Raw genomic sequence first — 25,673 nt, forward strand, 5'->3', positions numbered from 1 at the left:
TTCAATCCCTCAGTCAGTTGGACGCAGCCGTCTGGGCTTCAACCGGCTTGATCCGGTCCCCATCACGCACGAATGCCCCAGCCTTCTCGACAACCTTGTCTCCAGCGGCAAGACCGCTGACAATCTCAATGAAACCGCCGTCTTCAATGCCGGTCTCGATCTTCACCTGCTTGACGACATCGCCTTCCACCTTGCGGGTGGTCGAGCCTTCACGCCCGGCGGTGACGGCCGAAAGCGGCAGGGCGAGCGCATTCGTCTCCTCGACGATGATCGCGGCGCTGGCATACATGCCCGAGCGCGCCGGGCTACCTTCGGGCAGCACCACATGCACGGAACCGAGGCGCGTCGTCGGATCGACGGTGGGCGATACGAGGCGCACCTTGCCCTCTATTTTCTCAGTTCCGCCGGCAACCGTCAAATAGGCCTTCTGACCGACTTTCACCTTCTGGATGTCGGTCTCGGACAGATCGGCCACGAGTTCGATCGCGCCATCCTTGATGACGGTGAAAAGCGGATTGCCGGCGCCGCTGGCAATCGCGCCGACTTTGGCATTCTTGGCCGAAACGATGCCGGCAACAGGGGTCTTCACGCCGGTGCGCGTCAGCTTAAGATCTATATCGGCAATCTGCGCATCAACCACCTTGATGTCGGCCTCGCCGGCGGAAACAGCCTGGCGGGCGGCGTTCAGCTTGGCGGCGGCGACTTCCGCCTGCGCCTGGGTTTGTTCTACCTGCGAGACCGAACCGGAACCGCTCTGGCCGAGCCTTGCGGCGCGGTCACGCTGGCGGTTCGCGTCGTTCGCACTCGCCTCCGCTTCCAGAACCTGGGCTTTTGCCTGCGCAACGGCGGCCTGCGCCTTCGCCTTGTTGGCCTCAAGTTGGCTTTTCTGAAGGATCAGACTGTCAGATGAAAGGACGGCGAGGACCGCATTTGCTTCCACCTTGTCGCCGATATCGACGTTCAGCGTATCGATCGACAGGCCGTCGACCAGCGGCTGGACATAGATTTCATCGACCGGGCGAATGGTGCCCGTCGCGATGATGCGGTCCACCAGATCGCGTTTTGCCACATGCGCGACGATGATCGAGGGCAGGTTTTGCTGTTTGACCGGTGCCTGCGCTTCTCCTTCGGCAACCACGGTAAGAGGGAGTGCCGTTGCGGACAGAAGAAGGAAAACAAACCGGTTAAACGTGACTTTATGCTGCATGTGTCTTGGCTCGCGCAATATCCGCTCGCATGTCCTGCAGGCCCGGGGCCGTATCTTAAAAGGTCATGCGAAGGCGAATGTGAAACAAGGGATCACAATACTTCCTTTTCGATCCTCCCGATTCAAACGCCCCTCAACGCGAATCTAAAGCACCTTTGCCTCGTGCTTTTTTTACAAGATCAAATTTGGTAGTCTTGTCGGCGTGACTGTAATTCTTGTTGCCGTGCAAATCAATCCGCATAGCCATAGGGCTAGGTATACATTTTTGTATGGGTGCGGGTGTTGTAATTCGTCAGACGGGTTACCAGTGCGTGGCGCGGTCTGGAATTCCGAGAACCCCTAATACGGCGTAATCCTCGGGCTTACTCACACTGTCCGGTTTAAATTTACCGAAACGACACGAGACTCTCATTCGAATAGTTTTTTGGGATTGAGCCCCCTTACCGGACACGAAAAAAGAGGGCGTCGTCCAATGGGAAGGAAAGTCAGTCAAATAGTGCCGACGTCATCCTCGGGCCTGTCCCGAGGATCTGCCAACGTATTGATTTTATTCGACGTGGTTAGATCCTCGGCACAGGGCCGAGGATGACGTTGAGTGAATGTTCACCCTTCACCACCGACTACAAGGGGATTGCAGTCTGTCTGGAAATTTAAACCGGACAGCAGTGGATCAAGCCCAAGGATGACGGCGGAGAGGTTGTCATTCAAGAAAATCGCGCGGTCATCGCCGCGCGATCTTGTCTTGCCGCCTGCGCCTACTTCAATGCCGCGTCGGTAATCTCGGTCGTATAAGCACCCGAGGGTTCCTTGGTGATGACGGGGTCGGAGCCGCCGCCGAGCAGCGTCTTGACGGTGCGCTCGTAATCGGCCTTATCCAGCGCGCCCTTCGAGCCGGCCGTCAGCTTGGCGACTTCGCCCATCATGCGCTTCTGGTGTTTTTCGGTCTGCGCGCCGGAGGCGTCGTTTTCGAGAACGATGCCGGCTGCCTCATCAGGGTTTTCTTCCGCCCATTTCCAACCCTTCATGGAAGCGCGGACGAATTTGACCATGTCCTCCTTGAACTTGGCGTCTTTCAGCTTGTCTTCCAGAACGTAAAGACCGTCTTCCAGCGTCGCCACGCCTTCATCCTCATATTTGAAGGTGACGAGTTCATCAGGTTTGATGCCGGCATCGAGGACCTGGCCGTATTCATTATAGGTCATGGTGGAAATGCAGGCGGCCTGTTTCTGCAACAGCGGATCGACGTTGAAGCCCTGCTTCAGCACGGTAACGCCATCCGCACCGCCCGTGGTCGGGATTTTCAGATGCGCCATCCACGACAGGAACGGATATTCATTGCCGAAGAACCAGACGCCCAGCGTCTTGCCCTTGAAATCTTCAGGCTTCTTGATGCCGGTTTCTTTCAGGCAGGTCAGCATCATGCCCGACGATTTGAACGGCTGTGCGATGTTGACGAGCGGCACGCCCTTTTCACGCGTGGCAAGCGCAGACGGCATCCAGTCGACGATGACATCGGCGCCGCCGCCGGCCAGAACCTGTGCGGGCGCAATATCCGGGCCGCCGGGCTTGATATCGACATCGAGGCCTTCGGCTTCATAAAAGCCTTTGTCCTTGGCGACGTAGTAACCGGCGAACTGCGCCTGGGTGACCCATTTCAGCTGCAGGGTGATCTTGTCGGCGGCCTGGGCGCTGAATGCAGTCAGAAGTGACGCGCCGGCAAGAAGCATGGATGCAAGTTTCATTTTCATCGCTGTTCCCTTTTTCGTTATTTACGTTCGTCCCCCACGGACGGACGGATGCCAGAAGGTGACGGCCCGTTCTGCGAGCGCCACAAGACCGTAAAAACCCGAGCCCGCGAGCGCGGCGACCGCGATTTCGGCCCAGACCATATCGACATTGCTGCGGCCCATTTCCGCCGAGATGCGGAACCCCATGCCGACGATGGGCGTACCGAAGAATTCCGCCACGATGGCGCCGATCAGCGCCAGCGTGGAATTGATCTTCAGCGCGTTGAAGATGAAAGGCCAAGCGGCGGGCAGGCGCAGCTTTATCAGCGTCGGCCACCAGCCGGCGGCATAGGTGCGCATCAGGTCCCGCTCCATATGGCTGGCAGCGGCAAGCCCCTGCACCGTGTTCACCAGCATCGGGAAAAAGGTCATGATGACGACGACGGCGACTTTCGACTGCCAGTCGAAACCGAACCACATGACCATGATCGGCGCAATGCCCACGACCGGAAGGGCGGAGACGAAATTGCCAATGGGCAGAAGACCGCGTTGCAGGAAAGGCGAGCGGTCGATGAGGATGGCAACAAGGAAACCGAGGCCGCAGCCGAGCACGTAACCCGTCAGAACGGATTTGATGAATGTCTGGCGGAAATCCGCCCAGAGAATCGGTAGAGAGCCGAGAAGACGGGCGAGAATGGCGCTCGGCGCCGGCAGCAGGATGGGCGGCACGGAAAATCCGCGCACGACGCCTTCCCAAAGCACGATGATGGCGAGACCGAAGAGAAGTGGCACGGCGAGGCGGCTGATGCGTTTCGCTGTCGGAGAAATAAAGGCGTGGCGTACCAGCCATTCGTTGAAGGCCCAGGCGGCAAGCCAGAACAGGATCGCGCCGATAAACCAGCCGGGGTTCGTCATGGCCGTGCTCCCATTCGTTTGAGGACGGCGGCGTGGGCGATGCCGATGATCGATACCAGAATGGCGGCGACACCGGCTGCCATAAAGAGTGCGGCCCAAATCTGCACCGTCTGGCCATAATAGGAACCGGAAAGCAGGCGCGCGCCGAGACCCGCGACGGCGCCTGTCGGCAATTCACCGACGATGGCGCCGACCAGCGCGATGGCGATGGCGATCTTCAGCGAGGTGAAAAGGTAAGGCAGTGCGGCGGGCCAGCGCAGCTTCCAGAAGATTTGCGCCGGTGAGGCATTATAGGTGTGCATCAGGTCAAGCTGCAGGGTTTCGGGGCTTCTTAAGCCCTTCACCATGCCGACGACAATGGGGAAGAATGAGAGATAGGTGGAGATCAGCGCCTTCGGCAGCAACCCGGAAATGCCGATGGAGTTCAGGACAACGATGATCATCGGCGCGATGGCAAGAATGGGAATCGTCTGGCTGGCAATGATCCACGGCATGACCGAGCGGTCCATGGCGCGGTTATGGATGATCGCGACCGCCAGCAGGATGCCCAGCACCGCGCCGATGGCGAAACCGAGCAGGGTGGCCGAAAGCGTGATGCCGGCGTGGTAGACGAGGCTGCGCTTTGAGGTGACGGCCTTGTTGACGATGGTATCCCAGAGTTCCGCGATGATCTGATGTGGGGCGGGGAGGACCGGGCGCTCCTGTGCGAAGGTTTGCGGCAGGAGTTCGAGGAAGCCCGGCGTCTCGCCAGCGCGTGTGGCCTGGTCGCGGGCGAAGGGCATGTTGAGGTAGACGACCGCGAGGTGCCACAGGACGAGGATGGCGAGGAGGACGGTGAGGATGGGGAGGATGCGGTGGCGGAGGAGGGTCATGGGGTTGCCCTCGGTGGGTGTGGTTTATTTGCGTGTTGAGGGTGGGGCTTACCTCTAACTTGTGGGTGAGGCTTACCCCCCTCTGCCCTGCCGGGCATCTCCCGCTCAAGGGGGGAGATCGACTCGTGGTTGGGTTTTGCCCTTCTCAACGTTTGCGAATGAAGCGGTGGTCGCGCCTCTTGCTTATCTCGCCCCTTGAGGGGGAGATGCCCGGCAGGGCAGAGGGGGGTAATGCTGGCGCTGACCTCACCCCTCATAGCTATGCCCCGCCTTCAACCCCTCACGCACCCGATGCGCGATCGCCAGAAACTCCGGCGTTTCCCTGATTTCCAGCGGCCTTTCGCGTGGCAAAGTGGATTCGATTACATCGGTCACCCGGCCCGGCCGCGGCGACATGACGACGATCTTGGTCGAGAGATAAACCGCCTCCGGAATCGAGTGGGTAACGAAACAGATGGTCTTGCCGGTCGTATCCCAGAGTTTTAGCAGTTGTTCGTTGAGATGATCGCGAACGATCTCGTCCAGCGCGCCGAAAGGCTCATCCATCAATAGCAGGTCGGCATCGAAGGCGAGCGCGCGGGCGATGGAGGCGCGCTGCTGCATGCCGCCGGAAAGCTGCCAGGGATATTTCTTGCCGAAGCCGTTGAGGTTGACGAGGTCGAGCGTGCGGTCGATGCGCTCGCGCTGTTCGGCCTTGCTGTAACCCATGATTTCAAGCGGCAGGGCGATGTTCTTTTCGATGCTGCGCCATGGATAGAGCGCGGCGGCCTGAAAGACGTAGCCGTAGGACCGGTCCTTGCGGGCATTTTCCGGCGTGGTGCCGTTGACGGTGATCTCGCCTGACGTGTGTTTTTCGAGATCAGCGATGACCCGCAGAAAGGTGGTCTTGCCGCACCCTGACGGGCCGATGAACGAAACGAAGTCGCCCTTTTTCACGTCGAGATCGACATTGGACAGCGCGTGAACAGGGCCATCCCCCGTTTCGAAGGTAAGCCCCAGTTTTTTGGCGGAAACGACGGAATAGGAAGAGGCCTGGTTCATCGCGGCTTGGTTTCACTTTCCGTAAGTGCGGCGCGCGCCAGCGGCAGCATCTGGGTTTCCGTCAGTCTGGCGATGGTGACGCCGGGGTTGCGGTCGAGATCGAGCCAGCGGACTTCCTCGATTTCCGCCTGCGGGGTGACCTCGGCATGAAGCCGGGCGGTGAAGGCATGGGCGACGACATCGGCGCCCGGCTCGTTGGCGGCTTCCTCGCGAAAGATACCTTCGTAACGCGCGGCATTTTCGGGCAGCGTCAGGCCGATTTCCTCGGCCAGCTCGCGGTGAAGCGCCTGCTCCGGCGTTTCGCCCGGATCGATCTTGCCGCCCGGCTGCATGAACTGCGTGGTGCCGCGCTTGCGCACGACGAGCATCTGCCGCTTCTCGTTGAGCAGGATGGCGGCGGCGATGAGGATTTCGCGTTTCGGCGCGTTGCTCATTGTCACACACCCGATGCCGGAATGCCTGTGCGTTCCACCTTGCGCGGCGACACCAGTTCCTTCCAGGTGGAAAGCGCCTGACTGACGGCGGGGTAGGGGTCGCGGGCGATGAACTGGCCGTGGCCGGGCTGCGTTTCGATGGTGCCTTCCTCGACACTGACGAGACCGCGTGAGAGCGTGTAACGCGGCAGGCCTTTCACTCGCTGTCCTTCGAAGACGTTGTAATCGATCGCCGATTGCTGGTTCGCGGCACTGATGGTCTTTGTGAGCGCCGGGTCCCAGACAACGATATCGGCGTCGCTGCCGACGAGGATCGCGCCTTTTCTCGGATAGATATTGAGGATTTTGGCGATGTTGGTGGAGGTGACGGCGACGAATTCATTCATCGTCAGCCGGCCGGTCGCCACGCCATGGGTCCACAGCAGCGGCATGCGGTCTTCAAGCCCGCCGGTGCCGTTCGGTATCTTGCGGAAATCACCGAGGCCGAAACGTTTCTGCTCGGTCGTGAAGGCGCAATGGTCGGTCGCTACACATTGCAGCGAGCCGGAAGCGAGGCCCGCCCAGAGGCTGTCCTGATGCTGGCGGTTACGGAAGGGCGGCGACATCACCCGGCGGGCGGCGTGATCCCAATCGGGATTGGCGTATTCGCTTTCGTCCAAGATCAGGTGCTGGATCAGCGGTTCGCCATAGACCCGCATGCCGTTCTGTCGGGCGCGGCGGATGGCTTCGTGCGCCTGTTCACAGGAGGTGTGGACGACGTAAAGCGGCGCACCGGCCATATCGGCGATGATGATGGCGCGGTTGGTGGCCTCGCCTTCGACGGAGGGCGGGCGGGAATAAGCATGCGCTTCCGGCCCGACATTGCCTTCGGCCATCAGTTTTTCCTGCATCTGCGCGACGATATCGCCGTTTTCCGCATGCACGAAGGGAATGGCGCCGAGCTCGGCGCAGCGCGAGAAGGAGGCGAACATCTCGTCATCGTTCACCATCAGCGCGCCCTTATAGGCCATGAAGTGCTTGAAGGAGTTGATGCCTTTCTCCTGAACCACCGTCTTCATCTCATCGAAGACCTGTTCGCCCCACCAGGTGACGGCGATGTGGAAGGAATAATCGCAATTGGCGCGCGTCGCCTTGTTGTCCCAGCGTTGCAGGGCGTCAAGCAGCGATTGCCCCGGCTCCGGCAGGCAGAAATCCACCACCATGGTCGTGCCGCCGGCCAGCGCCGCCCGCGTGCCGCTCTCGAAATCATCGGCGGAATAGGTGCCCATGAAGGGCATTTCCAGATGCACATGCGGATCGATGCCGCCAGGCATCACGTAACATCCGCTCGCATCCAGCACGGTGCCGCCGGCAAGATCGGGTCCAATCTCGGTGATCCTGCCGTCTTCGATCTTCACATCGGCCTTATAGGTGAGGTCGGCGGTGACGATGGTGCCGTTCTTGATGATTGTGGCGGTCATTCAACGATCTCCGCAGTCTCCAGCACGGCATGTAGCAGCACATCGCAGCCGGCTTTTGCCCATTCCGGTGAAATTTCTTCCGCCTCGTTGTGGGAAAGTCCATCCACGCAGGGGCAGAAGATCATGGTGGAGGGGGCGACCCGTGCTGTCCAGCAGGCGTCATGGCCAGCGCCGGAGATGATGTCCATGTGGCTGTAGCCCAGTCTTTCGGCGGCGGAGCGTACGCGGCCGACGAGGATAGGATCGAAGGTGACGGGGTCGAAATGGCCGATGGCTTCGATCGAGCAGCCGACACCGAGTTCTTCGGCGATGGCGGGCACTTCGCGCTCGAAGATGGCGCGCATGCTGTCGAGCTTCGCCTGCGACGGCGTTCTGAGGTCGATGGTGAAGACCACCTTGCCGGGCAGCACGTTGCGGGAATTGGGCGTGAAGATCATCTGGCCGACGCCAGCCACCGCGCCCGGCTGGTGGGCCATCGCCACTTCCTGCACCTTTTCGAGGATGCGGGCGGCGGCGAGGCCGGCATTGACGCGCATGGCCATAGGGGTCGAGCCGGTATGGGCTTCCTTGCCGGTAAGGGTCACTTCCAGCCACCACAGGCCCTGGCAATGGGTGACGACGCCGATCTGTTTGTTTTCGGCCTCCAAAATGGGCCCCTGTTCGATGTGATATTCGAAATAGGCATGCATCCTGCGCGCGCCGACCTCTTCCTCACCCAGCCACCCGATACGTTTCAGCTCCTCGCCATAGGTTTTGCCGTCGGTATCCGTGCGGCTATAGGCGTAATCAAGATCGTGAATGCCGGCGAAGACCCCCGACGCCAGCATGGCAGGCGCAAAGCGTGCGCCTTCCTCGTTCGCCCAGTTGGTAACGACGATCGGGTGCTTGGTCCTGATATTGAGGTCGTTCAGGCTGCGCACGACTTCCAGCCCCGCCAGCACGCCAAGCACGCCGTCATATTTGCCGCCGGTGGGCTGGGTATCGAGATGGCTGCCGATGTAAACGGGGAGCGCGTCCGGGTCTTCGCCGGGGCGGGTGGCGAACATGGTGCCCATGCGGTCGACGCCCATCGTTAGGCCCGCCGCCTCGCACCAGCGCTGAAAAAGGCTGCGGCCTTCGGCATCCTCATCCGTCAGCGTACGGCGATTATTGCCGCCGGCAATGCCGGGGCCAATCTTCGCCATGTCCATGAGACTATCCCACAGACGGTCCCCATTGACCGTCAAGTTCTTACCCGCCGTCATGAAGTGTCGTCCTCACCTGTTTTGTTTTTATCAAAGCAAAGCTTGTGCCGTTCCCTTTTTTGCCGGTTAAGATAACAGCCATTGCCTTGTGGCGGCGATGATGGATAAATTGACCGGCTGGTAAACATTGCAAATTCGCGATGGCGTCAGCAAGGGATTTTGTGACGAATCGCAGTAATTTTGCCTAAGCTATGAACGGCGATCATTTTTTAAGCATACTGTAGCGGCAATTGCATTGAAAAGAAACAGAGAGCTGATAATGGCCATACCGCGCGCAGCGAAAACACAGAAGCGGACCCGCATTCAGGAGGAAAAGCAGGAAGCGATTCTTGAAGCTGCACTGAGTGTCTTTTCCACGAATGGGTTCCGCGGCTCCACCATCGACCAGATTGCGGAAGCGGCCGGCATGTCGAAACCGAACGTGCTTTATTATTTCCGCACCAAGGAGGCGATGCATCGTGCGCTTATCGAGCGGGTGCTGGATACATGGCTCGACCCGTTGCGCGCTTTCGATGCCGAGGGCAATCCCGAAAGCGAGATTCGCTCCTATATTCGCCGCAAGCTGGAAATGTCGCGCGATTTCCCGCGGGAGAGCCGTCTGTTCGCCAATGAGATCCTGCAGGGCGCCCCCCATATCGAGGACGAACTGAAAGGCCCGCTGAAGCAGTTGGTGGACGAGAAGGTCGAGGTGATCCGCGCCTGGGTGAAGGCCGGGCGGATGGCCAAATGCGACCCTTACCACCTCATTTTCTCGATCTGGTCGACCACCCAGCACTATGCCGATTTCGATGTGCAGGTGCGGGCGGTGCTGGGCGACAAGAACGGCGGCGAAGGTCGTTTTGAGGATGCGGCCCGGCATCTGGAACAGCTTTTCATGGGTGGATTGCGGATCAACGGCTGATCGGCCGGCTTCGCGCGATTATGTGATAAGCCCTCCGCATAAAAACATGAGGAAATTTATCACCTTTATACTTTACTCCAAAACTCATCTTTATTATGGTGCCGTCATCCCGAACGTCGGGGCCCAATATCGGGGTATGAAAAACCAACCGGCAGGTGAGGGAATGGCACGCAAGGAAAAGAAGAAGGCCGAACGCGGCGGCAAGCAGGGCAAGGGCGCGCCGCAGACCGAAAAGGAGGTGGCCGAAGAACAGCTTTCCGGTCCGAAAAGCTTTCTTTACGTCGGCGGCCGTGACTGTCAGGTTGCCCATCTTCGCCAGATCGCCAGCAATTTCGGCGCCGAACTGATCCACCATGATGGTGGTCTGCGTGAGGCCGTCTCGCGCATCGATACCGTGCTTCCCTCCGTCGACTGCGTCTTCTGCCCGATCGACTGTATCAGCCATGATGCGTGTCTGCGGGTGAAGTCGGGTTGCAAGAAATTCGGCAAGACGTTCATTCCGCTGCGCAATGGCAGCAAATCCAGTCTGGAGCGGGCGCTGCAGACGATGAATGAACGGACCCCAAACGATGAGCGACGAGCGCAATAATGTCAGGGATGCAGAGCCGGCAGCGGGCGAAGCCTGCCGCGTGGAACTGCACAAGATGGCCGAGCAGGGCGGTGATCCGGCCCTGACCGAGGTGTATGAAATCGTTGGAGAACGGGAAAGACGCAACCGTCTTGCCCAAGGCCGAAACGTTGTAGCTTTTCCCTATCTGCGCACCCGCCAGCCCGGTGAAAGGCCGCCCTTTGATCCCGGCGAGGCGGCGGAAAAGGGCCACAACATTTTGCCGTTTCGCTGGATGCTGCGTTAAGGCCGGTCAGCTTTTCGGCTTCAGGAACGCGCCGGCGCAAAGTACCAGCCATCCCGAGATCATGCCGAGACCGCCCAAGGGGGCCGCGTAGGGAAACAGGCTGTGGCCGAAAAAATGCCTGCAAACAAGATCGCCGACAAAGATCGCGGTGCCGAGGCCGAGGATCAGGCCCGCCGGAATGGCGGTTCTGATGCGGTCTGCGCCGATGTGGAGCGCCACCAGCACCGGCGCATGGGCCAGCGCCATGGCCGAGGCATTGCCGAGCATATAGGTTTCGCCGGTGTGCGTGGCGGCGGCGGCAAGCATCACGCCAGCTGCACCCAGCAGGCCGCCCAGCAGCAGAATAAAGGCCCGCAATCTCCCGCCGGGCACGCTTGCGATGATCGCGTTCTGCGTGGTCATTGGCTGCCCGCCTCCTGGTTCTGCATGTGAAAGGCCAACCGTTCGACCGGTGCCCAGATGATCTCACGCAGCTTCACATTCTCGATTGTCTCGTCCATGGCGCGGCGGAAGCAGAGCAGCCATTCATCCCGCTCGGCGGGGCCGATGGGGGCGACGAAATGGCGGCGACGCAGCATCGGATGACCATGTTTCTCGACATAAACGGGCGGGCCGCCAAGATATCCAGTCAGGTAGTCGTAGAATTTCGCTTCACTGCCCGAGAGATCGGCGGGGTGGATGGCGCGGCAGCGGGCTGCTTCCGGCAGGGTGTCCATCAATTCGTAGAAGCGGCGGGTCAGTGCTTTGACCGTCGCATCGCCACCGATCGCTTCATAAAGGGTAATGGTCTCGCCGCTCATAATCCGCCTCTTGTGACCCTCCGGTTCTTATCGCTCCGCAGAGTGGGAAGAGCAACAGGGCAATGGCAGGGTGCGACATTTGGGACAGTGCGTTGATGAAGTCGTCAGTTTTCACTTTTGACGGAGCGATGAATAGCTTCAACAGCGTTTCTGAGGGGCGCTACATGTTCCGTGACGACTGCCCAAACAACGTCATCCGCGATCTTGTGGTATTCGTGGCGCAGAATATTGCCGATTCCACGTATCTGTTTCCATGGCACTTCCGGAGCAATTTCCAGCAGGTCGTCAGGTATGTGGCGGGACGCCTCGGAGACGATTTCAAGAGCGCGCTGGACAGCGAGTTTGAGGAGCCAGTTTTGTTGGAAGTCAACGAGTGCCAGACCGGCAGTATGACTCTCGATGCCGTTTAGGGCCTCCAGAATCTCGGCGAGAACTGGCTCAATTCTGCGTCTGGCCATTAAAATATCCGGACTGCAGATTGTTCGATATCATTCCGTAGCATCGGGTGGAGGCTGTTGCGTGTCGTCACGTCGACTTCCACTGCCAGCTCTTCTTCCAGAAACTGTTTGATACCGACGAGGTCAAGCAGCGAAAAACGGCGGTCTGGATCATAGTCGATGAAGAGGTCCAGATCGCTTGAGACGAGTGCTTCATTGCGGGCTGTCGATCCGAAAAGATAGAGCGAGGTCACGCCCATGCTTTTCATCGCATGGGCGTGTCGCTTGAGTCTTTTGATCGCGTCCGTTCTCTTCATGCGTTTAGCTTATACCATCACGCATGCGGCTTCCACTCTCACCCGAAATTGCGGATGAGATCGAGCCCCTTGTTCAGAAGCGTTTCGGCTTCATCCTGATTGGCGGCTTCGACGTAGCAGCGCATTTCAGGCGCGTTGCCGGAAGGGCGGAAGTGGATGGTGCTGCCATCCGTCAATGCCACACGCAGGCCGTCAATGTCGCTCAGCGCCTTCACGGTGCCGACAGGGGCGAGGAAGGCTTCGAGATTGGTCCGCGAGGCGCGCAGATGCGTCATCAGGGCGGCGCTTTTTTCTTGGGCGAAATTTTCCAGGCGGTCGGCCGCGGCCACCGGCAGATTATAGGCGGCTGCGATCTGCGACAGCGCTTTTTTTTGTTCTGCAGAGAGAAGCAGCACGGCGAGGATCGGCAGGAAGCTGTCACGCGTTGGCAGCGGTGAAAGCGGCCTGCCGTTGAGCGTGAAGGCGGAGGCCGTCAGCAGGCCGCCATTGGCTTCAAAACCCATGACGCCGTTTTTGCCGGCGGCGAGCGCCTCTGCCATGCCGGCGATCACGAAGGGCGAGCCGACTTTGGTGCGGATGACTTCGAAGGAGCCGCTTGCCTCGATGCCCGAATTGGAGGTGACGGGGGTGACGACCACGCCGGCATCGAGGAAATTGGCGGTGATGAGGCCGATGAGGTCGCCGCGCAGCGGCACGCCGTTTTCATCGGTCAGCAGCGGACGGTCGCCGTCGCCGTCAGCGGAAACGATGGCGTCGAGACCGCGCTCGGGCGACCATTTCCTGAGAAGCGACAGCGTTTCCGGCGAGACTGCCTCGGTATCGACGGGGATGAAGGTTTCGGAGCGGCCGAGCGGCACAACATCGGCGCCATAATGGGCGAGGACATCGACAAAGAGATCGCGTGCCACGGTGCTGTGTTGATAAACGCCGATCTTGAGGCCGGAGAGCGCCTTTTCCGGCAGCAGCGCGATGTTGCGCTCGTAGAATAGTTCGGCTGCGATGGCGGAATGGTCTTCGGCGGCCCCCGCTTCGTCGCTGATGCCTTCCGCTTCGATTTCGGCAGCGAGGGCTGCGATCGCCGTCTCGTCCCGCTTGTCGATTTCGCCATCCGGGCGGTAGAACTTGATACCGTTGCGGTCGGCCGGGATATGCGAGCCTGTTATCATCAGCGCACCCGCCTTCAGGGACAGGCCGTAAAGGGCAAGCGCCGGTGTGGGCACGGTGCCGCAATCGAACGGGGTGAGGCCCGCTTTTTTCAGCGCGGCGATGCAGGTGGCGGAGACATCCGGGCTCGAATCGCGGAAATCGCGGCCGACGAGAATGGGGTCGCCCGCCTTTGCCTGGCCCGATGCGAGAAGGTGCCTTGCAAATGCCGTGGCATAAACGGCCGAGGCTTTTCCTTTCAGATCGACAGAGAGGCCGCGAAGGCCGCTCGTTCCGAATTTCAGGCTCATTCCAAACTCCGTTTCCATAAAATCATTTGAGGGGCAAAGGGATAATGAAAAAATATAACGGTTGAAAGAACCGTATCGATCCATTCAAGTCAATCATCGCTTTCACGGCGGCCACGAATAGGCGATGATGGCGGAAATCGTGCGGGTAACCTAAAATTCACCCGTCATATTTAAACTTGTCCGTCGATGGCGGCTCTGGCGACGATGGGAATACTGTGTTGCCGGCCTTTTTTGTGGTTCGTTCGAGTTGGATTGGCTGATGTACAGGCTTCAAAAGGCGGGACATAAGCAGGCACGTCCGCTCGATGAAAAAACGGCGCCCGCCGCCAGAACCCATGGTTCCCTGCTGGACGATCTGGTGGATGAGGACGAGGTTTTCGAGCGCACGGTGCTGAAAGAGCATCTCGAGCCGAAACCGAAGGCGGCCGCTGCCGAGCCAGCCCCGGCCGTGACACCGGTAAGGGCGGCATCACCGAGCGACGGCCTGGCCTCCATGTTGCCCGGCCTCAAATATATCGACAGGATCGGCGTGGATGACGTGCTCGTCTGGCTGCGCAAGGGTATCGTCTGGATCGTGCTGGCGATCATTCTCTGCGTCGCCGGCGCGCTGACTTACGCCTCCATGACCCCGCCGCGCTACAAGGCCTATACGGATATCGTCGTTAATCCCTCCAACCTGAACGTCGTCAATGACGGGGTGTTTTCCCCCAACCAGCAGCGCGACACCCAGATTCTCGAGGTGGAAAGCAAGCTGCGCACCATCACCTCACGTAACGTGCTGGCGCGCGTGGTGGATGAGTTGAAGCTCGATCAGGACCCTGAATTTATCAGCCCGCCGCCGCTTGCGCGGCTGAAGGCGATGTTTTCATCGAAGCCCGATGATGGCGATAACCGCGTCGGCGCACTGCGTTCGCTGGGCGACCGGGTGGCGGCGGAACGTGATCCGCGTTCCTTCGTCGTCACGCTTTCGGTATGGACCAATGATGCCGAAAAATCGGTGACCGTCTCCAAGGCCATTGTGAAGGCCTTCGAAAGCGAGTTGTTCCAGACGAACTCCGACAGCAGTCAGCGCGTCGTTGACGATCTCAAGAAGCGGCTTGAGGAAATGCGTGAGAATGTTACCGCCGCCGAAAAGCGCGTGGCCGATTTCCGTCGCGAGAACGGCTTGCAGGAAAATAATGGCCAGCTTGTCAGCAATCTCGCTTCCGGCGAGCTGAATGCGCAGGTGCTGGCGACCCAGCAGCGCCTCATTCAGGAGGAATCGCGCCTGAAGCAGATGGAGGCGGCGATTGCCCAGAACCGCACCCAGAGCGATGCGATCTTCGACAGCCAGACGATGAATACGATCCGCGCCCAATACAGCACGCTGCAACAGCAGATCGGCGCGATGACGCTGACCTATGGCGCGCGCCATCCGCGGCTTGCTACTGCGGGTGCGGAGCGGGCGATGCTGGAGCAGGGAATGGCGGACGAGGCGCGGCGCATTCTGCAGGCGGCCAAGATCAATGTCGCAGAAGCGCGCTCCTCGCTCGATGCGCTACGGCTGAAAGCGGTGGCGGAGCGCGCCAATGTCTTTACCGACAATGAGGCGCAGGTGCGGCTGCGCGATCTTGATCGCGACGCCCGCTCGGCTGCGGCGATCTACGAGACTTACCTCACCCGCTCGCGCCAGCTGGCCGAACAGCAGTCGATCGATTCCACCAATGTGCGGGTGATTTCGCAGCCGGTCGCGCCCAATTCCAGAAGCTGGCCGCCGGGCAAGCTGACCTTCCTGATTGCCGGCGGTGCGGGTGGCCTGTTCCTCGGTCTTGGCATTGCCGTGGCGCTCGGTCTCTGGGGTTATCTGCGTCGGGACGATCATGCGGAAGCCGCGGCGCGTTAAGCCCCGGGGCCCCTTGCCGACCTATTCTTCCGAGATCAGACCATCATAAACCTCAAGGAGAGCGGCGGCGATGGCGGCACCCAGCGCATTGCCCGCATCGCGAATGCCGGCCTCGTCCCCGTCGCGAACCGAAATCGCAAGATCGGAGGCCTCGTTGGCGACGATTTCCTTTGCCCGTTCTATCGCCCATAGGCCGAAATCGCCGCGATTGTCGATCGAGATTGTTTCCATGGCCAGAGCCCTTCCGTGGTTTGAATGTCGGCGTCCCTTAACCCATCGGCTCGAAAACCGGAATAGGCCGCGGACACGGCGCGCAACCTTCAGGGGTATAAAATAGGGCTTCGCAAAGGGATTTATAAAAATATTAATGATAGTTCTTCGTAGTGTTTGAAGTCTTATATTCTAAGCATAAGCGTGACTTTAACAATGAAACGATGCCTATCTTGGACACCGGACAGACTATGACAGGGGGAGAGATGCCGCAGATGGAGGAGACTGGTCATTGCTGGCCGGTTATTTCTCTTGCGTCCCTACCCATTACTGACGCAACCATCGATGAAACCGCGCGGGATTTCATCGTGCGTGCGACGACGGAGCGTGCGCCGGGTGCAAGGCCGTTTTATTCGACGTCCGCAAACGGTCAGGTCATCGCGCTTTGCCACCACGACAGCGAATTCGACGCCATTCTGCGGCAGGCGGACCAGATTCACGCCGATGGCATGTCGCTGGTGATCTTCTCCCGCAAGTTCTGCGCCCGGGCGTTGAGAGAACGGGTTGCAACGACGGATCTCGTTCATGCGGTGGCGAAACGAGCCGAAGAGACGGGCAGCCGGTTTTATTTCCTCGGCGGTTCCGAAGAGGTCAACCGTGCGGCGGTCGAGGAAATGCAGAGGCTTTATCCGCGCCTCGTCTTTTCGGGGCGCCATAATGGTTACTTCGGTCCCGGTCGCGGGGAGGAAATCATTGCTGATATCGTCGCATCGAAGACCGATATTCTGTGGGTCGGCTTCGGCATTCCGCTCGAGCAGCGCTTCGTTTCGCGCAATCTGGACAGGCTTTCCGGCATCGCCGTGATCAAGACCTGCGGCGGCCTTTTCGATTTCATCGCCGGCAAGAACAGCCGCGCGCCGCAGTGGATGCAGGATATGGGGCTGGAATGGCTTTACCGGGCGATGCTTGAGCCGAAGCGTCTTGGAAAACGTTACCTGCTGACCAATCCGATCGCCATATATTCGCTGCTGAAGTATCGCTTTGGCGCTTCGGGTCAGAACCGCTAGATTAGCGCTGCCGTCCTCATCCGATCATGTGAGATTTTCCTAACATATTGAATCGATGCGCTTCGGCGCCGAAACCCGTTGCAACTGCGAACGGCTGCGCTACACTGCACAAATATTACAAATTTATTCGAATCAGAGATATTTTGAGGCCACCAATGGTGATTACGTCCATTTCTCTTTTCATATATGGAATTGGCACCGTTACCTCTCTCGCCATGACCTATATTGAAGGCGCCCGTCGCGACAAGAGCTGGGATTTTTATCGGGTAACCGGCATTGTCCTTTGTTTCTTCTGGCCGGTGCTCGTGCCGCTCCTCGTACTTGCGACGGCCTTTTCGTCGTTCGGCTTGCAGAAACGGCGCGCGAGCCCAATGTCTTTTGGCAGGCAAAAGACACTGGGATAACCGTTACGGGAGGAGATGGCATCAGCTCTTCTTCGCCGGCGCCTTGTAAGGTGTGAGCGTGATGCCGAGGCTCGCCATCACGCGGCCGATGGACATTAGCGGTGGATGGGTGGCGGGCAACAATGCGCCGGTTTTCAGCCCGGCGGAAACGGCGCGCACCAGCGACAGACACAGGCTTATGGCATTTTTGGCGGCGAGCAGCAGCCCGCCCTTCAGGCCGGGGCGGCGGGCGCGATCGATGCTGTAATTGATGATACCGGTGCGAAGCGAGCGCTCCATGATCCAGCGCGGCGCCATGCGGCTTTCCGGCACATATTCGATGATGATGGCGCGTGCATTCCAGGCGAATTTGAAACCAGCCTTGCGGCAGCGGGTGAAGAAATCCATGTCTCCGCCGCCGAGGAAATTGAACTGAACGTCGAATTCCGGTTTCGGCAGGGTTTCGAACACCCGCCGCGAGATCAGGCAATTGCCCGATCCGTGGATTTGCTCGACAAGGCCGGTCGGCGCTTCGATGGAGCCGAACAGCGGATGCGACAGAACCGCCTTGGAAGCTGGTGCGTCGAATTCGCGATTGACCGGTCCGCCGACAATATCGACGCTGAAGGATTTTGCCGCCGACACCATTTCGGCGAGCCAGACGGGGGAGGCGGCCTCGTCGTCATCGATCATCAGGAACCATTCTGCCGAAGGATAGCTCTGCCGGGCGGTGCGGAATGCGGTGTTGATGGCGTAACAATTGCCCTGGGTCGGCTCGACCAATGCCTGACCGGCCATACCGTTTTCGGCGAAAAAGGCACGTGCGACGCCGAGGCCCTGCTGGCCTGCACCATCATTATCGACCACGACCACGGCGAAGGAAAAATCGACCTTCTGGGCTGCGAGCGATGCAAGCGTCTTCTTCAGGCCTTCCGGTCGACGGAAACTTGGAATGCAGACCACCGCTTCCGGCATGATCTCGGGCATGGAAACTCCTAAATTCCGGCAATCGCGGCGGCGGAAAAAACGACGGCCCGAAGGCTCTGGCGCGGGCGGTTGAGGATGGTGTCGGCCAGCGCCGAAAAGGCCTCGCGGTAGCGGCGGGCGCGGAAGGCCTGCGCAACGGTATAGGCATTCATGTGGTTCTCGGATTTGCGGCGAAGCCGTTGCAGTTCCTGCGGGGAGACGGCGGCAACGATGGCGGGATCGGAAAACACGGCTTCGATAGCCGGTTCGCAGTCGCGGAAGGTCAAAAGCCTGTTCATCATCACGCTTGTCCTGTGCACCCGGTAATCGAGCACATGGCGGCCGGGCAGATAGACAAAACGGCCGGCGGCGGCAAGCCTGCACCAGCCATACCAGTCTTCCGCATAACGCAACGTTTCATCGAAACCGCCAAAGTCCTGAAAGATGCGGGTCCTGACCAGCATGATGCCGCCATTGACGATGAAGTTTCCGCCGAGCAGCGGCTCTAGAATGAAACCGTCAGGCTTTTCCCGGCGACGGATGAGGTTGCGCCGGCCGATCTTGACGCCGTTTTCATCGATGCGCTCATAATCGCCGTAGACGGCGACCACTTCAGGGCCGGAAATACCGGCGCACAGGGCATCGATGGCGCCCGGTTTCAGGCGGTCGTCGGCATCGAGAAACATGGTCCATTCGCCGCGCGCCTGCGACAGGCCGAAATTGCGCACGGCGGAAACGCCCTGCCTGCCCTGCGGCCGGGCCAGCAATTTGACGCGGGGATCGGAAAACCCTTCCACCTTTTGCGCGGTGGAGTCGGTGGAGCCGTCATCGACGACAAGCACTTCGCGGATTGTCTCGCCCTGCAGCAACGCACTTTCGATCGCTTCCACGATGTAACGCTCGCCATTGCGAACGGGAATGACAATCGAAACGGAGACCAAGCTTTTCAACTCCATAAGGGGCGGGCCAAGCATTCTCACAGTGAAGTTACTACCGCATTAAGCCGGGATCACCAATTATGACGTGGTATAGCGTCGGTTAACCTTGCAAATCTTTAATATCCTTTTCCTATGATTGGAATGTTATGTTTTGGGAATGAGAGCGCGGTCATCCCTTCGGATGCAGAGGCGCTTGGGTTGTGGAGGCGGGTTGATGCGGATCGGGCGGCGGAATTTTCTGGGTGGTGCGGCAAGCGCTGGCCTGTTGCATGCCGTGGCCGGCCCGGCCCTTGCCGCGCAGAAAAAAACCACGATCAAGACTGCCCCCTATGGTGCCGCCGTCTACCTGCCTGATCTCAACGCCGATAGCCGCATCGGCGAGGCGGTGGTGAAATATTGCTCGCGTATTACCCCTGTCACCGAAATGAAATGGGAGGTGATGCGGCCTTCGGCAGACGCTTTCGATTTCGCCGCCGCGGATGCAATCGCCAATTTCGCACGCCAGCACAAGCTTTCCATGCATGGCCATCCGCTGATCTGGTATGCCTCCAACGCACCCTGGCTTGCCAGCGTCGGCGGCGGCGCAAAAGTCGAGAAGCTGATGGAAAACCATATCGTCACCGTGATGGAGCGATACAAAGACGTGATCCACAGCTGGGATGTGGTCAATGAACCGATCCCCGATGTGCCTGCCAATGTGCGTGCGCGGCGCGATGCCTGGTATTACGGTGCCGGGCCGGATGCCATCAAGAAGGCTTTCGACCTTGCCCATGCGGTCGATCCGAAGGCGCAACTCGTGCTCAACGAATATGATGTCGAATTTGCCGCCGAGAAATCGCCGGCCAAACGCGCCGCCTTTCGCAATCTCATTCTCGAACTGCTCGAAAAGGGCGCGCCGATCAACGCCGTCGGCCTGCAGGGGCATTTGCGCGGCGGCTGGCCCATCGCCAAGGACGAGCTTGCCGCCTTCACGACGGAAATGCGCAGTTACGGTCTTGCCGTGCTGGTGACGGAGCTTGACGTGATGGACCAGACGTTGCCCACAACGGAGGCCGAGCGTGACATGCTGATCACCGGTCAGGTGCGCGAGTTTCTGGAGGCTGCTTCCGCAGGTGGCCCGCTTTCCTCCATCACCACATGGGGCATTTCGGACCAATATAGCTGGATCCGCTGGGCCTATCCGCGCCGCGACGGCACCGCCAACCGGCCGCTGCCGCTGGACTGGAGTTTCAACGAAAAACCCATGATGGCCGTCATCAATGAATTCCGCAACCGTGGTGCATGACTATGAATGCTGAAATGCCGCTTCCTCCCGTGCAAAAGGCGTTGCAGATTAATCTCCATCCGTTCGATGCCCCGCATGCGGCCCTGACGCTGCCGCATCAGCTCAGGGTCTGGGGCGGGCAGGTGGACCGCATTCTGCTGACGGTCGATACTGGCCAGGTGGGGGCAGGGCGGTACAAGGGCAATGGGTTCGATTCAGCGCGCCAGCGTCTCTTCGACATGCTGGACGAAATGCAGATCAATTATCCGCATCTCTCCGTGGATATCGTCGATTACAGCGCTTCGGCGCGTGATGCGGTGACGCAGACCTTCTTTTCGCGCTCTCCCATTCCCTATCCCGCCAAGGCTTTCGATGGCGGGCCGTTCCATGTCTATTTCTACGGTCTGAAACGCGCCAATGCCCGTTACGTGCTGCATATGGACAGCGACATGATGTTCGGCGGCGGCAGCCAGAGCTGGTTCAGCGAGGCGATTGCGCTGCAGAAGGCCAATCCGAATGCGCTGTGCATCACGCCCTTTTCCGGACCGCCGACGGTTCGCGGCGATCTCGATATTTCCCGCCATGTCGGTATGCCGGGCGTGAAGAACATCCCCGAGCCGCGCAAGCTGCCGTCGCGCATTCCTACCTGGCGTTTCGCCACCGTTTCCACTCGGCTTTTCATGATCGACATGGACCGTCTTGCGAAAAGGATTGGCTCGCTGGAACTGCTCCGGCCCGATGTCAAACGGCGTATCCGCTCCTATGCCTATAACCAGCAGCCGGTCTCCATGCCCGCCGAGGAAGTGCTGAGCACCAACATGATGCGCGTCGGCGTCCACCGGCTCGATTTTCTCGGCACGGGCAAGGGCATGTATTCGCTGCATCCGCCCTATCGGTCGCCGGAGTTCTATGCGGCTCTTCCCTCGATTGTCGAGCGCATCGAAAAGGGCGATATTCCCGAAGGCCAGCTCGGTGATTTCGATATTAACGGTTCGATGGTGGACTGGGGAAGCGCGCTGGCGGCCAAGACACGCTCCAAACGTTACGCGAAAGCGCTGCGCCATCTCATCTCGGCGAATGTCGGGCGGTTCAGCAAAGCTTGAGGGCGTCGCGCCCGTGTTCCGTTCCCGGGCCTGGCAGGAACCTCAATAGTCAGTGATGAGTTTGCTCCAGCTTTCCGAGCACAACCCGCCAATATAGATGTCGCCGGCCAACGCCTTTTCCCTCAGCGCGTCATCGCGGGTGGCCATGCAGAAATAACCATCGTGGCGGAAGCTCATATGGTTCTGACGGTAAAGCGCATTGATGAGGAATGGCTGAGACATGCCGGTGATGTGGGCATAATTCTCGTCATAGAAATGGCGGAACAGAGTGTTGAGAACATCGTTTTCGCGACCGGCATCGCAGACGAGGTTGAGCACATAGGCCGTCCGCCCCCGCTGACCGAAAAACAGTGCGGCGCCCATGACATGGCCTTCGGCACTCTCGATCACCACGCTTTTCAGTTCGCCGAGGCTTTCATTGGCCCTGCTCATATCCACCAGCCAATGGAACTCCTCGTAGGACCATTCCGGACGAATGGAAAACCGCTCGATCTTTGCGAGCGCTTCGCGGCGGAAGGTTTCGTAATCCACGGCTCTCACCCTGGCGCCGGCGACCTCCGGCGGTCTTAAACCCTTCTTCCAGCGTCGCAGAATTCCATCCACGAAACCGAGCGCCGTCAGGGCAAGTGTGGTTTTGGCCAGTTTGGAACGGCGCGGCATACGCAGCGCGATCGTGCAGAAGGGTTTGAGCGCCTTATGCCATTGCAGGCTTTCAATCGGCAGCATGTTGCCACCGATCGTCACCCAGTGATCGGCGCTGACGGGAGAGGCCGTATCCGAGAACAGCATGTCGTGTTTCGATGCCCGCATGCCGCGCGACAGGCGGGCGGCGCCGAGCGCACCGAGTTTCCCGTCCGATGCGAAGGCGCACAGCAGCCTTGCGGTAACAGGTTTTCCATGGACGACAAAACGCATGGGCACGGCAAGAATGACGCTGGTGACCCTGTCGCCCGTGTCGTAGAGGACACTGCCATTCTCCGGGCTGAAGGCGGGGCTGCCGAAGAACAGTTTTTCGATATAGGAGCGGAAGTCGAAATTGCGCTCCTGCCCGGTCTTCCTGAAAGCGCTGTTGAGGACGGCTTCGACGGCGGGCACGTCATCCCTTCGCATGGGTCGCACGCCGGCGATGCTCGACTGAACCGGGCGTTGTGTCGGCTGACCGCGGTCGCCATCGCCAATATTGGTGTGCATCTGAACGTCCACCTTCGGCCTCCAGCTTTTTGCGCATTAAGAAAGCAACCATAGGAAGCGTATATTCGAACGTATTAATATAGATATAAAACCGGTGAAGTGCACCGTCCGCAAAGCTTCGCGGGAAAATAAAATGCCCTTGTATCAGTCTGTTACGAGATATCGCCTGTCGTGTAGTAAGTTAACAAACTATGTTTAAACAGGCAACCAAAAGGTGAATATGATACAGATTTGATCGATATTTCCTGGGTGGCGAAGTCTATTTTTCGGAAAACGAAGATCCCGGTTTTGATTGTTGGCGGCGGTGGTAAATAATCTTTGTGCTATTTATACGTGCATCTTGAATAACTAAAATGAGATTTCGCAGGAGACCTGTAATTGGCTATTCGAAGCATGCGTTTCGGTGCCGGCGGCTTCCTGCAATTTGCCCCCTCCGCAACGTGCATAGCCCCGGTGTTCCTCGCGCAGCAGCTTTCATCGCTAATCCGCTTCGGATGAATTTTGAAATGATTTTTCGTGGCAAATATGTAAAAGAGCCGATTGTTGCGCGCGTTTGCCCCGATTTTCGCTAAACATGCGCGGCACAAGTCTTTGTTATTGTGCATGTCTCAGCGCGGAATTCCGGATATTGGCGTGGCCGGCACTAAAAAACGGATCGGTAAGGTCAATAGATGACAGATAACGGCGCCTGTGCGCTCGAGGCGGATGACATCCACAAGAGCTTCGGCACGCATGAAGTTTTGAAGGGCGTTTCGCTGAAAGCCCACAAGGGTGATGTCATCTCGATCATCGGCTCGTCCGGTTCCGGCAAGAGCACCTTCCTGCGCTGCATCAACTTTCTCGAAACGCCGGATCGTGGCCGGGTCATCGTTAATGGCGAAGAGATCGCCACGAAAGCAGGCAGGGACGGCAAGGCCGTGCCGAAAAGCTGGCGGCAGGTGGAGAAACTGCGGACCGGGCTTGGCATGGTCTTTCAGAATTTCAATCTCTGGGCCCACCGCACCGTTCTTGAAAACGTCATCGAGGCGCCGGTTCATGTTCTGGGCGTCAGGCGGCATGAAGCGGTGGAAAAGGCCGAGGCCCTGCTGAACAAGGTCGGCCTTTATGACAAGAAAAACGCCTATCCGGCGTTTCTGTCCGGCGGGCAGCAGCAGCGTGCCGCCATTGCGCGCGCGCTCTGCATGGAACCGGCGGTGATGCTGTTCGACGAACCCACCTCGGCCCTTGACCCGGAACTGGTGGGCGAAGTGCTCAAGGTCATCCGTGACCTGGCCGAGGAAGGCCGCACCATGCTGCTCGTCACCCATGAAATGCGCTTTGCGCGGGATGTTTCCTCGGAAGTGATGTTTCTGCATCAGGGCCGGGTGGAGGAGGCAGGGCCGCCGGCGCAGGTTTTCGGTAACCCCATCAGCGCCCGCTGCCGGGAATTTACCGGCGCGCTGGCCAATTGATCCTTTAGCCGGACAGTTCATATTTAACAGGAGAGACTTGAATGAAATTCTTCGCCACGCTGATCGCCGGAACGGCATTTGCGGTTTCCGCCTTCCCGGCCAGCGCCGACGTGCGCTTCGGCATCATGAACGAATCCTACCCGCCCTTCTTCGCCAAGGATGCCAGCGGCAAGTGGCAGGGCTGGGAAATCGATCTCATGGACGCCGTCTGCGCGGAAATGAAGGAAAAATGCTCGATCGTCGAGCTGTCCTGGGATGGCCTGATCCCCGCCTTGCAGACCAAGAAATTCGACGTCATCTGGTCGTCCATGTCGAACACGGAAGAACGCCAGAAGGTGATCGATTTCACCGACAAATATTACAACACGCCGAGCAAGCTGATCGGCGCCAAGGGCGAAAAGCCCGGTGCGGCAGCGGAAGACGTCAAGGGCAAGACCATCGGCATTCAGGTCGCGACAATCCAGTCCGAATATTACAAGAAATATTTCGCTGCTGTTGCTGACGAAAAGACCTACCAGACGCTGGACGAGGCATTTCAGGATCTGGCAGCCGGCCGTATCGACTATGTCTTCGGCGACTCGCTGGTTCTCGATGCCTTCGTGAAGAGCGATGCCGGCAAGGATTGCTGCGCCGACATGGGCAATGTTGCTGACGACAAGGAAATCCTAGGCCTTGGCGTTTCCGGCGGCCTGCGCAAGGAGGATACGGAACTGAAGAACAAGCTGAACGCCGCTCTCGCCGCCGTCCGCGCCAGTGGGAAATATGACGAGATCACCAAGAAGTATTTCAGCTTCGACATCTACGGCAGCAAGCCCTGATCGGTCACAGCAATGGCAAGTCTTGAAACCACGTTGCAGCTTCTGTCACCCTATCCTCCGGGATGGGGCGGCACCCTTTTGAAGGGTGCGGCGTCGACGCTTGCCATTTCCGCCGGTGCTTACCTCATCGGTATCGTCATCGGGCTTGCCGGCGCGCTCGGCAAGCTTTCCGGCAACAGGCCGCTTGGCCTGCTGCTCAATTTCTACACCACAGCGATCCGCGCGGTTCCTGAGCTCATTCTCATAGTCGGGCTTTATTATGCCGGTACGGATGGGCTCAACCGCCTGCTTTTCCTGGCTGGCATGCCGCCGCTGGAGGTGAACGGTTTTGTTGCCGCCGTTGCGGTTCTGGGTTTCGTACAGGGTGCCTATATGACCGAGGTGCTGCGCGGTGCCATTCTTGCCGTGCCGAACGGGCAGATCGAGGCGGCGCGCGCCTTTGGCATGTCGCCCTTCTTGCGTTTCCGCCGTGTGGTCCTGCCGGCATTGCTGCCGAACGCGCTGCCGGGCCTTGCCAATCTCTGGCTTGCCGTGACCAAGGACAGCGCATTGGTGGCCGTTGTCGGTTATCAGGAACTGGCGCTGGCGACGCGCTTGGCAGGGGCCAGCACCAAGCAATATTTCCTGTTTTTCCTGGCGGCGGCGTTCCTTTATCTCGCCATCACGCTCGTCTCCAATCTCGTCTTTTCGCTGCTGGAACGCCGGGTGCGGCGCGGCCAGCCAACGTTGGCGTAAGG

The 25,673-nt window shown here is 59.2% G+C and carries 27 protein-coding genes and 1 pseudogene; 11 read left to right on the forward strand and 17 right to left on the reverse strand.

Features of this window, described 5'->3' with window-relative positions:
* Positions 1–13: 13 nt before the first annotated feature.
* From ACFVTJ_RS00845 to ACFVTJ_RS00880, 8 genes are all read right to left on the reverse strand, one after another.
* Entirely contained in the window at positions 14–1,207 is a 1,194-nt protein-coding gene (locus ACFVTJ_RS00845; protein WP_386903798.1) for an efflux RND transporter periplasmic adaptor subunit, read from the reverse strand.
* A gap of 755 nt (positions 1,208–1,962) precedes the next feature.
* Entirely contained in the window at positions 1,963–2,955 is a 993-nt protein-coding gene (locus ACFVTJ_RS00850) for an ABC transporter substrate-binding protein (protein ID WP_386903800.1), read from the reverse strand.
* 21 nt (positions 2,956–2,976) lie between these two features.
* Positions 2,977–3,849 carry an ABC transporter permease gene (locus ACFVTJ_RS00855; protein ID WP_386903802.1) on the reverse strand — a complete coding sequence of 291 codons (873 nt, stop codon included), beginning with the start codon at positions 3,847–3,849 and terminating at the stop codon, positions 2,977–2,979.
* Positions 3,846–4,721, reverse strand: coding sequence for an ABC transporter permease (locus tag ACFVTJ_RS00860; RefSeq protein ID WP_386903804.1), 876 nt, complete (start codon positions 4,719–4,721; stop codon positions 3,846–3,848). The genes ACFVTJ_RS00855 and ACFVTJ_RS00860 overlap by 4 nt, the downstream gene beginning before the upstream one ends.
* Positions 4,722–4,967: 246 nt before the next feature.
* A complete protein-coding gene (locus ACFVTJ_RS00865) occupies positions 4,968–5,762 on the reverse strand; it encodes an ABC transporter ATP-binding protein (protein ID WP_386903806.1) in 795 nt (264 codons plus the stop codon).
* Complete coding sequence (locus ACFVTJ_RS00870; protein WP_386903808.1) at positions 5,759–6,202, reverse strand: NUDIX domain-containing protein; 444 nt, start codon at positions 6,200–6,202, stop codon at positions 5,759–5,761. Before ACFVTJ_RS00870 ends, ACFVTJ_RS00865 begins: the two co-directional genes overlap by 4 nt.
* On the reverse strand, positions 6,199–7,656 hold the full coding sequence (gene hydA, locus ACFVTJ_RS00875; protein WP_386903810.1) for a dihydropyrimidinase: 1,458 nt from the start codon (positions 7,654–7,656) through the stop codon (positions 6,199–6,201). The genes ACFVTJ_RS00870 and hydA overlap by 4 nt, the downstream gene beginning before the upstream one ends.
* Positions 7,653–8,900 (reverse strand): Zn-dependent hydrolase, encoded by a 1,248-nt coding sequence (locus ACFVTJ_RS00880; protein ID WP_386903812.1) that lies wholly within the window; start codon positions 8,898–8,900, stop codon positions 7,653–7,655. Before ACFVTJ_RS00880 ends, hydA begins: the two co-directional genes overlap by 4 nt.
* A 259-nt stretch (positions 8,901–9,159) precedes the next feature.
* On the opposite strand from ACFVTJ_RS00880, the gene rutR reads away from it, so the two are divergent.
* From rutR to ACFVTJ_RS00895, 3 genes and pseudogenes are all read left to right on the forward strand, one after another.
* Complete coding sequence (rutR, locus tag ACFVTJ_RS00885; RefSeq protein ID WP_386903815.1) at positions 9,160–9,801, forward strand: HTH-type transcriptional regulator RutR; 642 nt, start codon at positions 9,160–9,162, stop codon at positions 9,799–9,801.
* Between the two features lie 265 nt (positions 9,802–10,066).
* Positions 10,067–10,390, forward strand: a pseudogene (locus tag ACFVTJ_RS00890) (DUF2325 domain-containing protein); the annotation flags it as partial.
* Positions 10,371–10,655 carry a hypothetical protein gene (locus ACFVTJ_RS00895; protein ID WP_386905223.1) on the forward strand — a complete coding sequence of 95 codons (285 nt, stop codon included), beginning with the start codon at positions 10,371–10,373 and terminating at the stop codon, positions 10,653–10,655. The pseudogene ACFVTJ_RS00890 and the gene ACFVTJ_RS00895, both read left to right, overlap by 20 nt.
* A gap of 6 nt (positions 10,656–10,661) precedes the next feature.
* Here the strand turns inward: ACFVTJ_RS00895 and ACFVTJ_RS00900 are convergent, their stop codons facing one another.
* The 5 genes from ACFVTJ_RS00900 to uppO form a co-directional block, all read right to left on the reverse strand.
* On the reverse strand, positions 10,662–11,057 hold the full coding sequence (locus ACFVTJ_RS00900) for a DUF423 domain-containing protein (RefSeq protein WP_386903817.1): 396 nt from the start codon (positions 11,055–11,057) through the stop codon (positions 10,662–10,664).
* Positions 11,054–11,455 carry a globin gene (locus ACFVTJ_RS00905; RefSeq protein ID WP_386903819.1) on the reverse strand — a complete coding sequence of 134 codons (402 nt, stop codon included), beginning with the start codon at positions 11,453–11,455 and terminating at the stop codon, positions 11,054–11,056. Before ACFVTJ_RS00905 ends, ACFVTJ_RS00900 begins: the two co-directional genes overlap by 4 nt.
* A gap of 104 nt (positions 11,456–11,559) precedes the next feature.
* A complete protein-coding gene (locus ACFVTJ_RS00910; RefSeq protein WP_386903821.1) occupies positions 11,560–11,913 on the reverse strand; it encodes a DUF86 domain-containing protein in 354 nt (117 codons plus the stop codon).
* Complete coding sequence (locus ACFVTJ_RS00915) at positions 11,913–12,209, reverse strand: nucleotidyltransferase family protein (protein ID WP_386903823.1); 297 nt, start codon at positions 12,207–12,209, stop codon at positions 11,913–11,915. Before ACFVTJ_RS00915 ends, ACFVTJ_RS00910 begins: the two co-directional genes overlap by 1 nt.
* A gap of 38 nt (positions 12,210–12,247) precedes the next feature.
* The gene (gene uppO / locus ACFVTJ_RS00920; protein WP_386903825.1) at positions 12,248–13,663 is read right to left on the reverse strand and encodes a polysaccharide biosynthesis phosphomannomutase UppO; all 1,416 of its coding nucleotides are present in this window, start codon (positions 13,661–13,663) and stop codon (positions 12,248–12,250) included.
* A 259-nt stretch (positions 13,664–13,922) separates the two neighbouring features.
* On the opposite strand from uppO, the gene uppM reads away from it, so the two are divergent.
* Entirely contained in the window at positions 13,923–15,545 is a 1,623-nt protein-coding gene (gene uppM, locus ACFVTJ_RS00925; protein ID WP_386903827.1) for a polysaccharide biosynthesis protein UppM, read from the forward strand.
* Positions 15,546–15,566: 21 nt separating this feature from the next.
* Here uppM and ACFVTJ_RS00930 read toward each other — a convergent pair whose 3' ends face one another.
* Positions 15,567–15,776 (reverse strand): hypothetical protein, encoded by a 210-nt coding sequence (locus tag ACFVTJ_RS00930; RefSeq protein WP_003509414.1) that lies wholly within the window; start codon positions 15,774–15,776, stop codon positions 15,567–15,569.
* A gap of 245 nt (positions 15,777–16,021) precedes the next feature.
* Here ACFVTJ_RS00930 and uppL point away from each other — a divergent pair, with 245 nt between their 5' ends.
* Positions 16,022–16,822: a polysaccharide biosynthesis UDP-hexose transferase UppL gene (gene uppL / locus ACFVTJ_RS00935; RefSeq protein ID WP_386903829.1), complete on the forward strand. Its 801-nt coding sequence runs from the start codon at positions 16,022–16,024 to the stop codon at positions 16,820–16,822.
* Positions 16,823–16,977: 155 nt separating this feature from the next.
* Positions 16,978–17,226 carry a hypothetical protein gene (locus tag ACFVTJ_RS00940; RefSeq protein ID WP_386903831.1) on the forward strand — a complete coding sequence of 83 codons (249 nt, stop codon included), beginning with the start codon at positions 16,978–16,980 and terminating at the stop codon, positions 17,224–17,226.
* Between the two features lie 21 nt (positions 17,227–17,247).
* Here the strand turns inward: ACFVTJ_RS00940 and uppJ are convergent, their stop codons facing one another.
* Both uppJ and uppH read right to left on the reverse strand, forming a co-directional pair.
* The gene (uppJ, locus tag ACFVTJ_RS00945) at positions 17,248–18,192 is read right to left on the reverse strand and encodes a polysaccharide biosynthesis UDP-hexose transferase UppJ (RefSeq protein ID WP_386903833.1); all 945 of its coding nucleotides are present in this window, start codon (positions 18,190–18,192) and stop codon (positions 17,248–17,250) included.
* Between the two features lie 8 nt (positions 18,193–18,200).
* Positions 18,201–19,112: a polysaccharide biosynthesis endo-1,4-beta-xylanase UppH gene (uppH, locus tag ACFVTJ_RS00950; RefSeq protein ID WP_386903835.1), complete on the reverse strand. Its 912-nt coding sequence runs from the start codon at positions 19,110–19,112 to the stop codon at positions 18,201–18,203.
* Positions 19,113–19,323: 211 nt separating this feature from the next.
* Between uppH and uppI the strand changes: the two genes are divergently transcribed.
* Entirely contained in the window at positions 19,324–20,394 is a 1,071-nt protein-coding gene (uppI, locus tag ACFVTJ_RS00955; RefSeq protein ID WP_386903837.1) for a polysaccharide biosynthesis UDP-hexose transferase UppI, read from the forward strand.
* A gap of 2 nt (positions 20,395–20,396) precedes the next feature.
* Positions 20,397–21,476, forward strand: a complete 1,080-nt coding sequence (uppG, locus tag ACFVTJ_RS00960) for a polysaccharide biosynthesis glycosyltransferase UppG (protein WP_386905225.1) — start codon at positions 20,397–20,399, stop codon at positions 21,474–21,476.
* A gap of 42 nt (positions 21,477–21,518) precedes the next feature.
* On the opposite strand, the gene ACFVTJ_RS00965 is transcribed toward uppG, so the two are convergent.
* Positions 21,519–22,586: a GNAT family N-acetyltransferase gene (locus tag ACFVTJ_RS00965; protein WP_386905227.1), complete on the reverse strand. Its 1,068-nt coding sequence runs from the start codon at positions 22,584–22,586 to the stop codon at positions 21,519–21,521.
* A 752-nt stretch (positions 22,587–23,338) separates the two neighbouring features.
* Here ACFVTJ_RS00965 and ACFVTJ_RS00970 point away from each other — a divergent pair.
* From ACFVTJ_RS00970 to ACFVTJ_RS00980, 3 genes are read left to right on the forward strand one after another with little or no spacing between them, the layout of a single operon-like run.
* Complete coding sequence (locus ACFVTJ_RS00970; RefSeq protein ID WP_386903839.1) at positions 23,339–24,118, forward strand: ABC transporter ATP-binding protein; 780 nt, start codon at positions 23,339–23,341, stop codon at positions 24,116–24,118.
* A gap of 41 nt (positions 24,119–24,159) precedes the next feature.
* Positions 24,160–24,936, forward strand: a complete 777-nt coding sequence (locus ACFVTJ_RS00975; RefSeq protein ID WP_386903841.1) for a transporter substrate-binding domain-containing protein — start codon at positions 24,160–24,162, stop codon at positions 24,934–24,936.
* A 12-nt stretch (positions 24,937–24,948) separates the two neighbouring features.
* The gene (locus ACFVTJ_RS00980; RefSeq protein WP_386903843.1) at positions 24,949–25,671 is read left to right on the forward strand and encodes an ABC transporter permease; all 723 of its coding nucleotides are present in this window, start codon (positions 24,949–24,951) and stop codon (positions 25,669–25,671) included.
* Positions 25,672–25,673 lie beyond the last annotated feature (2 nt).

The organism is Agrobacterium sp. NPDC058088 (assembly GCF_042885035.1).
In the GTDB taxonomy this organism is placed as follows: domain Bacteria; phylum Pseudomonadota; class Alphaproteobacteria; order Rhizobiales; family Rhizobiaceae; genus Agrobacterium.

Coding starts and splice junctions, on each gene's coding strand:
- ACFVTJ_RS00845 (WP_386903798.1), bottom strand. CDS start 1,207: ATGCAGCATAAAGTCACGTTTAACCGGTTTGTTTTCCTTCTTCTGTCC.
- ACFVTJ_RS00850 (WP_386903800.1), bottom strand. CDS start 2,955: ATGAAAATGAAACTTGCATCCATGCTTCTTGCCGGCGCGTCACTTCTG.
- ACFVTJ_RS00855 (WP_386903802.1), bottom strand. CDS start 3,849: ATGACGAACCCCGGCTGGTTTATCGGCGCGATCCTGTTCTGGCTTGCC.
- ACFVTJ_RS00860 (WP_386903804.1), bottom strand. CDS start 4,721: ATGACCCTCCTCCGCCACCGCATCCTCCCCATCCTCACCGTCCTCCTC.
- ACFVTJ_RS00865 (WP_386903806.1), bottom strand. CDS start 5,762: ATGAACCAGGCCTCTTCCTATTCCGTCGTTTCCGCCAAAAAACTGGGG.
- hydA (WP_386903810.1), bottom strand. CDS start 7,656: ATGACCGCCACAATCATCAAGAACGGCACCATCGTCACCGCCGACCTC.
- ACFVTJ_RS00880 (WP_386903812.1), bottom strand. CDS start 8,900: ATGACGGCGGGTAAGAACTTGACGGTCAATGGGGACCGTCTGTGGGAT.
- rutR (WP_386903815.1), top strand. CDS start 9,160: ATGGCCATACCGCGCGCAGCGAAAACACAGAAGCGGACCCGCATTCAG.
- ACFVTJ_RS00895 (WP_386905223.1), top strand. CDS start 10,371: ATGAGCGACGAGCGCAATAATGTCAGGGATGCAGAGCCGGCAGCGGGC.
- ACFVTJ_RS00900 (WP_386903817.1), bottom strand. CDS start 11,057: ATGACCACGCAGAACGCGATCATCGCAAGCGTGCCCGGCGGGAGATTG.
- ACFVTJ_RS00905 (WP_386903819.1), bottom strand. CDS start 11,455: ATGAGCGGCGAGACCATTACCCTTTATGAAGCGATCGGTGGCGATGCG.
- ACFVTJ_RS00910 (WP_386903821.1), bottom strand. CDS start 11,913: ATGGCCAGACGCAGAATTGAGCCAGTTCTCGCCGAGATTCTGGAGGCC.
- ACFVTJ_RS00915 (WP_386903823.1), bottom strand. CDS start 12,209: ATGAAGAGAACGGACGCGATCAAAAGACTCAAGCGACACGCCCATGCG.
- uppO (WP_386903825.1), bottom strand. CDS start 13,663: ATGAGCCTGAAATTCGGAACGAGCGGCCTTCGCGGCCTCTCTGTCGAT.
- uppM (WP_386903827.1), top strand. CDS start 13,923: ATGTACAGGCTTCAAAAGGCGGGACATAAGCAGGCACGTCCGCTCGAT.
- ACFVTJ_RS00930 (WP_003509414.1), bottom strand. CDS start 15,776: ATGGAAACAATCTCGATCGACAATCGCGGCGATTTCGGCCTATGGGCG.
- uppL (WP_386903829.1), top strand. CDS start 16,022: ATGCCGCAGATGGAGGAGACTGGTCATTGCTGGCCGGTTATTTCTCTT.
- ACFVTJ_RS00940 (WP_386903831.1), top strand. CDS start 16,978: ATGGTGATTACGTCCATTTCTCTTTTCATATATGGAATTGGCACCGTT.
- uppJ (WP_386903833.1), bottom strand. CDS start 18,192: ATGCCCGAGATCATGCCGGAAGCGGTGGTCTGCATTCCAAGTTTCCGT.
- uppI (WP_386903837.1), top strand. CDS start 19,324: ATGCGGATCGGGCGGCGGAATTTTCTGGGTGGTGCGGCAAGCGCTGGC.
- uppG (WP_386905225.1), top strand. CDS start 20,397: ATGAATGCTGAAATGCCGCTTCCTCCCGTGCAAAAGGCGTTGCAGATT.
- ACFVTJ_RS00965 (WP_386905227.1), bottom strand. CDS start 22,586: ATGCGAAGGGATGACGTGCCCGCCGTCGAAGCCGTCCTCAACAGCGCT.
- ACFVTJ_RS00970 (WP_386903839.1), top strand. CDS start 23,339: ATGACAGATAACGGCGCCTGTGCGCTCGAGGCGGATGACATCCACAAG.
- ACFVTJ_RS00975 (WP_386903841.1), top strand. CDS start 24,160: ATGAAATTCTTCGCCACGCTGATCGCCGGAACGGCATTTGCGGTTTCC.
- ACFVTJ_RS00980 (WP_386903843.1), top strand. CDS start 24,949: ATGGCAAGTCTTGAAACCACGTTGCAGCTTCTGTCACCCTATCCTCCG.